Annotated in this window: 8 protein-coding genes and 1 pseudogene; 8 read left to right on the top strand and 1 reads right to left on the bottom strand. The window is 39.9% G+C overall.

Annotated features, from left to right (window positions below; genetic code table 11):
• Positions 1-93: 93 nt before the first annotated feature.
• The 8 genes from B4D49_RS01315 (at position 94) to B4D49_RS01350 (ending at position 11,310) form a co-directional block, all read left to right on the top strand.
• On the top strand, positions 94-1,842 hold the full coding sequence (locus B4D49_RS01315; protein ID WP_286782951.1) for a type IA DNA topoisomerase: 1,749 nt from the start codon (positions 94-96) through the stop codon (positions 1,840-1,842).
• A 1-nt stretch (position 1,843) separates the two neighbouring features.
• A complete protein-coding gene (locus B4D49_RS01320) occupies positions 1,844-3,685 on the top strand; it encodes an AAA family ATPase (protein ID WP_286782952.1) in 1,842 nt (613 codons plus the stop codon).
• A gap of 71 nt (positions 3,686-3,756) precedes the next feature.
• The gene (locus tag B4D49_RS01325) at positions 3,757-4,107 is read left to right on the top strand and encodes a TrbC/VirB2 family protein (protein WP_074566416.1); all 351 of its coding nucleotides are present in this window, start codon (positions 3,757-3,759) and stop codon (positions 4,105-4,107) included.
• A 14-nt stretch (positions 4,108-4,121) separates the two neighbouring features.
• On the top strand, positions 4,122-5,195 hold the full coding sequence (locus B4D49_RS01330; protein ID WP_286782953.1) for a hypothetical protein: 1,074 nt from the start codon (positions 4,122-4,124) through the stop codon (positions 5,193-5,195).
• 17 nt (positions 5,196-5,212) lie between these two features.
• Positions 5,213-6,037: an LPXTG cell wall anchor domain-containing protein gene (locus B4D49_RS01335; RefSeq protein WP_286782954.1), complete on the top strand. Its 825-nt coding sequence runs from the start codon at positions 5,213-5,215 to the stop codon at positions 6,035-6,037.
• A gap of 118 nt (positions 6,038-6,155) precedes the next feature.
• Positions 6,156-8,327: a hypothetical protein gene (locus B4D49_RS01340; protein WP_286782955.1), complete on the top strand. Its 2,172-nt coding sequence runs from the start codon at positions 6,156-6,158 to the stop codon at positions 8,325-8,327.
• Positions 8,327-10,744 carry a MucBP domain-containing protein gene (locus B4D49_RS01345; RefSeq protein WP_286782956.1) on the top strand — a complete coding sequence of 806 codons (2,418 nt, stop codon included), beginning with the start codon at positions 8,327-8,329 and terminating at the stop codon, positions 10,742-10,744. Before B4D49_RS01340 ends, B4D49_RS01345 begins: the two co-directional genes overlap by 1 nt.
• A 125-nt stretch (positions 10,745-10,869) precedes the next feature.
• Positions 10,870-11,310 carry a single-stranded DNA-binding protein gene (locus B4D49_RS01350; protein WP_286782957.1) on the top strand — a complete coding sequence of 147 codons (441 nt, stop codon included), beginning with the start codon at positions 10,870-10,872 and terminating at the stop codon, positions 11,308-11,310.
• A gap of 114 nt (positions 11,311-11,424) precedes the next feature.
• On the opposite strand, the pseudogene B4D49_RS01355 reads toward B4D49_RS01350, so the two are convergent.
• Positions 11,425-11,706: pseudogene (locus B4D49_RS01355) on the bottom strand (hypothetical protein); the annotation flags it as partial.

Here is an 11,706-nt window from a genome sequence, read left to right on the forward strand (position 1 = left end):
GAAAAAGGAATATTAAGAATTGACTTGTCCCTTTACAGCACGATTTTAGATTATCCCTTACGATAAACCTATCAAAAAAGAAAGGAAGATGTCATGGTTACGCTAATACTAGCTGAAAAAGAAGAACAAGCAAAAGCTTATGCGGCTGCTTTAGGAAAAACAAACACGCAACAGAACGTCCATATCATTTCCCAAAGTCCATTTTTTGAGGATGAGGTGCATGTTGTAGCAGCGGAAGGACATTTGTTTGAATATGGTCTGCCAAATGATAATTGGGATTTAACCAAGCTACCTTTGGTTGACGTGTCTTTTAAGCAGCAGTTAAAACAAGATAAAAAGTCAAAAGACTATTTTAATCGGATTTACCAAGAAGTTAGTAAAGCAGACAGCATTATTATTGGAACGGATGCGGATAGAGAAGGAGAGCGCATTGCTTATTCCATTTTATCCCATATTCCAGGTGGCAAAGAAAAAATCACAAAACGGTTATGGGTCAACTCCATGACCACAGCAGCACTTCAGCGCGCTTTCCAAACCTTACGTGACCCACACGAAACCTATAACTATTATTTAGAGGCAGAAGCGAGAGCACAAAGTGACTGGTTAGTTGGGATGAACTTGTCTCCCTTAGCGACACTTGATTTACAACGCCAAGGGCAATTAGCTAAGCAAAAAGGCAATAGTCTATCCGTCGGTCGGGTTCAAACACCTACCGTTCGTTTAATTTGTGAGAATGATTTAGCTATTCGTGGCTTTATGCCACAAACATATTGGAAGTTACAATTGGAAGATCGTGCAACAGGCGTTTTATTCTCAAACAAGGATAAGTTTAGTGATAGTGACGAGGCTCTAGTAACCTCTAAAGAGCTGGCAGGACAATCACTAGTGACGGCTATTGAAATGAAAGACCATCAACGAGCCGCCCCACCCTTATTTAATCTCTCGGATTTACAAGGGGTTGCGGCGAAACGCTGGCAATATGAATCAACCAAGACCGAACAAATTGTGGAGAAGCTGTACCTCAAAAAATATTTGTCTTATCCTCGCACTGATTGCCGTTTTATCACAACAGATGAATTTGCTTACTTGAAACAATATCTTAATAGCTACCAAGAAGTTATCCAATGTCCGTTTGAACCAAAACAGGTGCAGCCTCGTGAGGCTTATGTGGATGACCAAAAGGTGGCTAAGGCTAGTCACTATGCTTTAATCCCAACAGAAAATATTCCGAATCTCGCTACTTTATCTCAAGAGGAACGTCGTATTTATGAAATTGTTGTGAGACGAACCATTTTAATGTTTGCGGCTGATTGTTGTTATCAAACGACAAGTGTGCAACTGGAAAATAAAGGTTGGACATTTCAGGCAACTGGCCGACACATGATTAATTTAGGTTGGGCAGAGTACAGTGAGCAAGCCATCCGAAAAGATGTCGAACTTCCACATTATCAGGTTGGGCAATTAGTTCCAACGACTGTTCAAGTGATTGAAGGCGTTACGAAACCACCTAAACGCTTAACCGAAAGCCAGTTGATTAGTCAACTCTTTCCGAAATATGGTTTAGGCACACAAGCAACTCGGGGTGCCATTATTCAGACGATTCAAAAGCGTGGTTATGTCAAAAAAGATCAAAAAACAGGGCAGCTGTTTCCAACGGATAAAGCTTACCTGCTGATTAATTATCTCATTGATAACGAGTTCTCATCGCCAGAGACCACAGGGGGCTGGGAAGTCTTTCTCTCACAAATTGGGGAAGGAGCGATTGACCCTCGTGAGTTTGTGGATGCCATTAAAGATAAATTAAGCAGTCAAATTCAAGCTGCCAAAGAAAGGGGTGATTGAGATGACCAACAGCTCCCGAACACCGTTCCTAGAGAAATATACTGATAGCTTATCTGCTAAGATTGCACAAAAAGAGACTGATTATCAGGTTTATGGTCGTGACAAAGAGGTTGCAGCAGTTATAACCTCTCTTCGCAGACGCACTAAAAATAATCCTGTTTTAGTCGGAGAAGCAGGTGTTGGGAAGACAGCTATTGTTGAAGGGTTGACTTTAGCGATTTTAAAAGGAGAAGTTCCAGAAGACCTGCAAGGCTTAACCGTTCGCTCTTTAGAATTATCTAGTTTAATGACTGACGAAGACGGCGGCTTTATTGCCAAATTTAAAAAGATTATTGAAGAGATGGTGGCAACCCGTGGTAAAAATCTTCTCTTTATTGACGAATTTCATACTATTGTTGGGGCAGGTAGCCAAGAGGGGCAAGCTCTTGATGCAGGAAACATCATTAAGCCAGTGCTTGCCCGTGGCGATATCCAACTTATTGGTGCTACCACCTTAGATGAGTTTCATGACTATGTTGAAACTGACCGTGCTTTAGAGCGACGGATGCAGCCCATTATGGTAGATGAACCCAGTCAACCACAAGCGATTCGTATGATTGACCAAGCTAAAAGAATTTATGAAGACTATCATCATATTGCGATTAGTCCTGAAGCGGTCAAGCAAGCGGTTAGTTTATCCGTGCGTTATATCACTGATCGCTTTTTACCAGATAAAGCTTTCGATTTAATCGACGAAGCAGCCACCATTGCTTCAGCTGAGAAAAAGGTAATCGTCACGGAATATGAGATTGCTCAAGTCCTTAAAAATCGTACGGGAATCCCTATCACAACGATTTTAAAAGCCGATAAGGACCGCTTAGAAGATTTAACGGAGAAACTTAAACGGCGGGTGAAAGGACAAGATGAGGCGATTTCAGCCATTGTGGATGCCATTACTATTGCTCAAGCAGGATTGCAGGATGAAAATAAACCCATTTCATCCTTTCTCTTCTTAGGGCCAACGGGTGTTGGAAAGACCGAATTAGCTAAGGCTATTGCAGAAGCCCTCTTTGATGATGAGAATGCTATGATTCGTTTTGACATGTCTGAATACAAGCAAAAAGAAGATGTGGTGAAATTTATCGGTGACAGGGCTACTCGTACTAAGGGCCAGCTAACGGAAAGTGTGAAACAGAAGCCTTATAGTGTCTTGTTGCTTGATGAAGTTGAAAAAGCACACAGTGAAGTGATGGATATCTTTCTTCAGGTGCTTGATGACGGCCGTCTAACCGATAGTACAGGTCGAGTGATTAGTTTTAAAAATACCATTGTCATTATGACGACGAATATTGGGGCACAAAAGATTATTAATAAAGCAGAGTTAAAAGGCAACTTTAAAACTCTTTCTGAGCGTGAACGCCTGCAATTTGAAAAATCGATGGATAGCGAACTACAAACCGAATTTCGTCCTGAGTTTCTCAACCGTATTGAAAATAAACTCATTTTTAACCTTTTGGAACGAGATGTCATTGAAGAGATTGCCGTTAAAAACTTAGAAGAGATTGAGGCACGCATGGCCAAACAACAGTTAAGCCTTAGCTATGAGCCAAGTTTAATCACTTACCTGTCTGATGTGGGAACAGATGTTAAAAATGGTGCTCGACCTTTGGAACGATTGATTAAACGCAAAGTCTTAGCTCCTATTGCAACAAAGAGCTTAGAACTACCTAAGACAGATTTAACCTATCATATTCATCTCTGGGTTGAAGGGGAGGCACCAGACCAAAATCACAGACAGGATCAGCGGGTAGTTTACCTAGAGGCCGAAGAAGAAAAACTTCACAAAAATGATTTTTGGAACTGAGTTGTACCTATAGAGCGTGATTTTCAATTATTACTTACACTAAAATTGTCAAAAAATAAAGGAGGATGTCTATGGAAATAAAGACGATTTTGGCACAACTATTGCAACGACTCAAAACGAGTGTGAAACCTTACTTATTATCGTTATCTCTCTTTTTATCAGGAATGATGACGAGGACCGCTTATGCGGAGGACCCATTTGCCAAAACACAAAATTTAGCGCAACAAGGGATTACCAAAGTCCAGGGGATTAGTATTATGATTTTTGGCTTTGCGGTTGTTGTTACAGGTTTGGTCTATGGCTTTGGTGGTCGAGAGATAAAAGCCGCCATTAAAAAGCATTGGTTAGCGATTGCGATTGGGATTGTGCTTGTCTCAGCAGGACCAAGTATCGTGGAGTGGTTCTATAACTTTGTCAATTAAGAAAGGAGGCCTTTATGGCATTTAGCCCTTTTAAGAAAAGTTCCAAATGCTTGATAACCGATGACCTCTTTCTAGAATTGACTTGGGAGGATGGCAAGTCTCCTGAAGATGATTCTGAATTGTTAGGAATTATTGAGGGGTTAGATAGTAAGCTTTCTGATGGGAAATTGCTGATTGAAGAGTCGCTCCCTTACCTGACCTTTTTTCAGGCAGAGTTGCTTTTTCAAGAATTGTTACAGGTTTATGGCCAGTTTCAACTGAAGAAAGTTGCTGTGGCACACTTAGAAGGAAAGGAAGTAGTGACTGAAGGTGAAGTGTTTGCGAGTCCTTTTGTTCTCAACCAGGATTACCAAACGCTCCTTCATCCGCTTATCACAGCTATTCTAACAGAATCAACTTTCAGCGCTTATAGTTACCAAGAGAAACGTGAGTATTTTGAGAATCAGATTTATCCTGCCTATAAGGTTAGCGTAGGAACGACTGATTCCGCCTTGCCCTTCTTTCCAGAAGAAGGAGAGCAGGTAAAGCCTGTTTCTCAGGCAAGGACAACGACTCAGGTCTCGCCAGTCACTCCACCAGTCAAACAAGAACCTAACCCGAATCCTAAAACGATTAGGCGTTTGACCGTTTGGTTGGTTGCATCGCTACTGCTTGCTGTAGCTGGTTTTGGAGTATCTGCTTTTGCCCTTGCTCAACTCTCTCAAAAGACTGAGCAAGTGACTTATCTTTATCAGCAACAAAAAGAGACGCAAAACCTCATCTCAGCAGAACATCAGATTGATGTCTTTAGCCGCTTCTTTCTTCCTAACTATTATTCAGGCAACAAGGAAGCTCTCACAGACTTCTTATCTGATGGCGATGCCAAGTACACTCAACCAGAAAGTGGGACGTTACAGTCTGTCATTCTTGAGGCAGTTACTTATGACTCATCGGATAAAACGTATCAAGTGACTTATGTCGTAGCGGTGAAACAGGACGATACGACCTCAAGCCGTCGCTTAACCTACACGGTGAAAGCGTCAAAATCCAGTCGTTATGGCTATGTGATTACCACAGAACCAACCGAAACCCCATATTTTGAAGAATAAGAAAGGTATTTAAATTCATGAAAAAGAAACAATTGATTGCAGCCCTTGCAAGTTCAACTTTGGTTTTCTCAACAGCAGGAACAGCTTTTGCGGATGAGGTGACTCCGCTTGACCCAACGACACCGTCAACGGAAGTGGTCACTCCAGAACCTTCATCATCAACGGATACGTCATCTGACACATCAGATACAACTCCAGGAACATCTGATACAGGTTCCACAACGGAACCAACCGTTCCTGTTGATCCAACAACACCTTCGACTGGTGAGAACACAGGAGAAGACAGCCCAACGGTTCCAGGACAAAGTGAGGAAGCACCAAACACTCCAAGTACAGATCCAAGTGACTCTGAGACACCTGGTGATACGGAAGAACCCCCAGTGGATGATCCAGCGACAGAGCAATCAGGAACCGTTGAGGTTCCAACAACAGACGGTGGGACTTCAACAGTGACACCTGATACATCAGTGCCAACCAACAATCCTAATATTAGTGCAGAAACCGCTGCGAATGCAGGTGCAAGCCAAGTAGGCACCACGAGTCAAGTAACTGGTCAAGTCGTACAGGATGTGACTAGCGAAACTCCTGTTTATACCAACACAGGCGCAACGATTATGAGCACGCAAAATGGGTCAGTCGTATTAGCTGATGGAACCATTACGACTCCTGAGGCAATTGGAGCAAAGACAAACAGCGATGGCACGATTTCGGTCACAACATCAACAGGTGAAAGCACAACATTACCGATGACAGGTGATACGAATACAACACTTTTGAGTGTTCTAGGAACAGGAATACTAGGTTTGGTTGGCTTCCTTTGGAAGAAAAAGAAAATTGTTTAAGGGAGAACGATGAATGATCTTTATTGTCGTGTTAATTTTATTTGGTTTTGCTACTTTCTCAACTTGGGCAATTGCTCATGGTGGTGATACTAGAAAATTTAAAAGAAAGGATTAGTTTATGGAGAAGAAACCAGTTTATGGGTTGCGGAAATATGGTAAACAGTTATGCGCTGTTGTTTTAGCAATATTTGCTTTAAGTACAAGTCAGTTAGTATCTGCTGATTCTTGGGTGGCAAATAGTCCTGGTGATATTCAAATTGAAACAGGAGCGACTAGTTATCAGTTACAATATGGTGATACTCTTTGGGCTGTAGCAATCGCAACGAATAATGATGTTAATGTGCTTGCTGAATTGTCAAATGTAGATTTAGCAAGCGGACAACAATACCGTTTACCTGTTGGTTATACGATTAAATGGACTTCTGATAAAACAAGTTATCGTTTGATTTCACCAAATGGTGATGTCGTAAATGAAGTACAACCTGATTCATCAGATGATATTAGTCACAGTAAAGCTCTTGATTCAACTGTTGTACCAGATGTCAATGCAACGAGTCTTAAAGAAAACAAGGCAGTTATTGAGCAGTTATCAAACGTTCAAAATAACGATAATCATTCATCAATTATTCGTGTGCATAATGAATCTACGAATGAAGATGTTTACATTGTTCCGGTCATTGAAAATGATACTTCAACTAGTGCTGATTCGGTAGATGAACCGACATCAGAAAATGAAGTGAGTTACCTTGTGCTAACAGCTAAAGATAGTAAAGAAGTTTTTACGTGGGCGGAATTTGCAAAAGATAAAGCCATTGTTGATGAAGCGGTTGGACGTGTGGCAATTTACACGCAAGCTGACCTTGAGGCTTACTTGCTTCAAACAGGTCTTGATTTAACAGGAGATAATATCTGGTTCTACAACACAGAAGATATTGTTTTCCCTAAAGGAACATATGTGGTTGACAATGGTTACTTTGATTTTTATTTACCAAGCGCCACAGGCAATGTTGATTTTAATGGTTCAACACTTTTAATTGGTAATGGTGTTGTTACTGGACGTGCGACAGGTGACCAAAACAATCGCACGGTTTCTAACTTGACGGTTTATGGTACGACTGGCATTGATGAGAACTTCGTTTATGGTGAGACTTACACTAATCCATATACGGGAACAACAAAATCAGGTGCTTTTTATACAGGGCTTTACCATACGTCAAATCTCAATTTTGAGAATTTGACCTTTAACAATGCGCAACACCGAGACAGCCATATCTTTGATGTGATGGGTTCTGATAACATTAGTTTTAACAATATTGCTGTTCGTGGTTCAGCTCTATCAACTGATTTAAGTCAAGAGTATCTTTATAATCTCTTTAAGTCTCACGGTCATTCTGTTTATTCTGAAGCCATTCAAATTGATAGTGCGATTCAAGGAGCACTTGGAACAGCTACTGGATTAGATGGTAATGCTTATAGCGGTTTCTTTGATGCCTCTAAATCGTGGGCTAAAATTTGGAAAGGTGATTCTTATGACGGTGTCGCTAGCTCAAATATTTCTATTACTAATTCAGAATTTACGTCTTATCAAGGTTTAACTGGTTTAGCTTTGATTAATGGTACAGACCAAATTGTATCAAAATATGGTGCTGGAGTTGGTAGTCACACGGTTGGAAATACAGGCTATCAAGGTATCGTGATTGATAATGTCATTATGGAAGGTACAGTATCAGTAGATGGTGTTCAAAACAATGAATTAGCACCAATTAAATTTTTAAATTCAAGTTATTACCAATCAGGTGCTTATACTGATGAAACAGTTAATAAGGTTGATTATATCGCAAACGACAATGTTCGTGATACGACAGATATTACTGTAACGAATGTACAGTATATCAATACGAAAACATCTGATTATTATAATCCGTCAGGTGAAACAACAGCAACGTCTGTCTGGACAGCTTATTATGATAATGACAATAATCCAGATAATAATAGCGTGTCACAAACAACTGTTGTAGATAATAATGGTAATGTGATTCAATCAACAACTGGTTATGATGAAGTCGCACCTGTTATCTCACAAGATACGTCTTATACACTACAAGATAGTAACTATAATAGTGAGACGGGCGAATTAACTCGTACTTATGATAAGGCAGATAATGTCACTTATGATGTGTCAGATGAAGCCGTTGAAGTTGGTGCAGAACCAATGTCATCAACGACAGAAACAGCAGTAGATGGTTCAAGTGTAACTGTTAATACTTATGAAAACAATGGAGGAAAATAATGAATAAAAAAGTTTTGTTTAATGAGCGGTCAAAAATGAATGGACATGGTTCATTGCGGAAAAATAAAGCAGTAAAATCACTAGTTGGAACTTTAGCTTTAGTTGGAACGCTGGTATCTATTAGCCTAGCAGGTAATGTCTCCGCTGATGAAGTAACAGCTGATACAACTCAAACAGAAGTAGTTGCAGATATGCAAGTGGATAATACTGTTGAGACAACGGATACAGTAGAATCAGAAGCAGTAGAAACAGTTGCGACTGACGAAGTAGTAACTGATGTTACTGAACCAACAGAAGTAGTAGAGACAGTTGATTCAAAAGAAGTGGCAGAAACGGAAGAAGTTACGGCAGTTGATACTCAACCTGTGATGTTAATGGCTGCTAGCACTACTGAAACGGCAACGAATATTTCAGACCAAGCAACCTCAACAGCAATCATCAATCTTAATGATGATTATAATAGTGGTTTTGGTACAGAGGGAGCTTTTAGTATTACGACAGAACTTGATTCTGCACAAGAGGGTGACACCGTCACTTACACTTATGAAAATTTACCAAATGTCACAGGGTTAAATGGTGCTACGGTTACAGATGAAACTAATACAGTCATTGGTACGATTGCTGTAAAGAACACTAGTACCTCTGCACCACAATTTGGTTCTAATGATATTGCTAAAGCTAACATGCAACTTGGCATGAACAGCGGAACAATTATCGTAACCTTTACATCAGCAGTAAATGATTTAGAGAAAATCAAGTACACAATTTCTTCTTCAAATGCTTATAATATTGTGGTTGCTAGTCCAGATGAATGGATGTTGACCTCAACGATTAGTTCTGGTAGTCAAACGTTGGCTACTGATAGCACAACGATTGAAGCTGTACCAATAGTCAATATTGGTGATTGGGTACGTTTGGACGGTCAGAATTCAAAATTTTATGATTCGGCTTCAGGAACAGCAGATGTGCAACAAATTGAAGTTGCTATCCAAAGTTCTGATATTGATCCAGCAGGTACGACTTACACGTTAAGTGATTTAACTGGTGCAAATATTGACACGTCTCAATTAGCGGTTGGTGATACGGTAACGTTGACACCAAAACGAGCGTATGCGACAGCAGATGTTAATGCTTATAATGCTTATATTAATCCGTTAACTAATGATAAAGCAACAGTAACGGACGTTTCAACCGATTCTGTAACAATTACGCTTCAAGAGGATTTACCAGTTGGTTATTATGGACTGTTGATTCCAGTTATCTACGATACTGCTAGCGTGGTAGATGGCTATGCGAATGTTTCTGCGGTGACAAGTTCATCAAATGGTATTACAGAAAATACGTCAACGGCACAAGTCTTAGAAACAGGAGCGACAACGTCTGCGACTGCAACACAAACAGGTTACTTGATTGTCGAACACGTCACAATTGACGGAATGACACTTGAAACAGAAGATGCTATTAAACAAGTTGTTGGTACAATTTATACAACAAGTGCTAAAACGTTTGATGATTATAACTTAGTCACAACACCTGCGAATGCGACTGGTTCTTATGTTCGTGGAACAACACTTGTAACGTACGTTTATGAACATAAAAAAGGGTCTGTTGTAGAACATTATTATATTGACGGAACGACAACACAACTTAAAGCTGATGATATGATTGTGTCAAATGTGGATACAGGAACAGATTATCAAGGTAATGACCCAAAAAATCAAATCGTCCTTGACAACGGTCAAACCTATCAATTAGTCACAACAGCTGATAATCTGTCGGGTCAAGTTGTTGAGGGAACAACAGAAATCACTAACTATTATCAAGAAGTTTTAGCAAGTGTTGTCGTTCATTACGTTGACGAAGATGGCAATATCATTGCAGAAGATGTCTTTGATTTGGAAGATTCGTCACTTGGTGTTGATTATGACACGACTGATAACAAGTCTGATTACATTGAGGTTGACGGTGTACGTTATAAGTTGCAAGAAGCACAAACTATTGGTGAAGAAACAGGAACACTAACGGAAGATGGTGCAGAAGTGACTTATGTCTATCATAAGATTGTCACGAATTGGCTTGACCAAGCCTCTAACGAAGCCTTGAAAGACCCAGAAGACGGTGAACAAGATAAGGGTGAGTTTGACGGTTACGAATTCGTGGAAACAATCGTTGATGAAGAAACAGGAGATGTGACCCACTACTTTAAACGTATTCCAGTTGAGGAAGTGACAGAAGAACCACAAGCACCAACTGATGTGGAAACACTAACAACCCCTGAAGAGGTGCCAGTGGTACAAGAAAGCGTCTTGCCAATGACGGGTGATGAAACCACACCACTGAACATTATCGCATCAGCCTTTGGTGTTCTCATGTTTGTGCTTGGAATCGTTGGGGTTCGTAAGCGCAAAGAAAACTAATTAAGATTAGGACAGGTCTTACCTGTTCTGACCAGCAAGTCACCTTATTTGTGCCTTAAATCTTCTAGGTGGCTTGTTGCTTGGAGCAGGTAAACTGTCTGTTAACCAGAAAGTGAGGAAAACCAATGCAAGAATTTATTGCCAATGGCCGTGTGGCCAATATTCCAGAAGATGCGGTTGGAAAAACTGCAAATGGAAATGTTAGTTTCAAATTTGATTTTGTTTGTGACTCTAGCTTATTAGATGAGCAACAACAGCCTCTTTCTACCTTCTTTCCAGTTCAAGTCTATGGCAAACAAGCTGAGATTATGGCACAAAGCTTATCAAAAGGTTCACCTATTTTGATTAAAGGAGAGATTATTCAACGTGTTTATACTGATAAAAATGGTCAGCGCAGAACTCATCAGTATCTTGCTCCAGCCCAAATTGCTGGTATTACTTTTTTGGAAAATAAAACTGCAGCTGAAAAACGACGCCAAAGTCAACAAACCGTCTTTGTGCAACTGGAGCAACAACAATCTCAACCGTTTCAAGCTGTTCCAGTCGATGTGGATGAACCGTTTTAGAATATAGAAAAAACTAGCAATCTCAGATGAGGTTGCTAGTTTTGTGTTAAAGTTTATCGCTTAGCTTATTCTATCATATCTCTTAAAAGAAAAATAGTTTTATTATATGATGAACTAATTATTTAATGTAAATCTTTTTTGATATTTTTTGTTAAATAACCATTGTAAGTTGACTTTGGGTTTTACCTCCATTTTTTCGACAATGGGATTGATAACCTCATCAACATATCCTTGTGCCTCTTGTTTTCTTATATCACTTTTATCATAAACATCTTTCCATACATCAGCCTTTTGATAATAGTAACTATAAAATTTACCACTTTTATCAAATTGATAAGTTCGATAATATTCTTCATATGTACCTTCGGCAAGGGCTTCATACTGCACAGATTCACT

The sequence above is a fragment of the Streptococcus sp. UBA4344 genome (genome assembly GCF_002393675.1).
Classification (GTDB): Bacteria; Bacillota; Bacilli; order Lactobacillales; family Streptococcaceae; genus Streptococcus; species Streptococcus vicugnae.

What these genes read in the sequence shown, in the direction of transcription:
- B4D49_RS01320 (WP_286782952.1), top strand. Translation starts at nt 1,844, where the DNA reads ATGACCAACAGCTCCCGAACACCGTTCCTAGAGAAATATACTGATAGC.
- B4D49_RS01335 (WP_286782954.1), top strand. Translation starts at nt 5,213, where the DNA reads ATGAAAAAGAAACAATTGATTGCAGCCCTTGCAAGTTCAACTTTGGTT.
- B4D49_RS01325 (WP_074566416.1), top strand. Translation starts at nt 3,757, where the DNA reads ATGGAAATAAAGACGATTTTGGCACAACTATTGCAACGACTCAAAACG.
- B4D49_RS01330 (WP_286782953.1), top strand. Translation starts at nt 4,122, where the DNA reads ATGGCATTTAGCCCTTTTAAGAAAAGTTCCAAATGCTTGATAACCGAT.
- B4D49_RS01350 (WP_286782957.1), top strand. Translation starts at nt 10,870, where the DNA reads ATGCAAGAATTTATTGCCAATGGCCGTGTGGCCAATATTCCAGAAGAT.
- B4D49_RS01340 (WP_286782955.1), top strand. Translation starts at nt 6,156, where the DNA reads ATGGAGAAGAAACCAGTTTATGGGTTGCGGAAATATGGTAAACAGTTA.
- B4D49_RS01345 (WP_286782956.1), top strand. Translation starts at nt 8,327, where the DNA reads ATGAATAAAAAAGTTTTGTTTAATGAGCGGTCAAAAATGAATGGACAT.
- B4D49_RS01315 (WP_286782951.1), top strand. Translation starts at nt 94, where the DNA reads ATGGTTACGCTAATACTAGCTGAAAAAGAAGAACAAGCAAAAGCTTAT.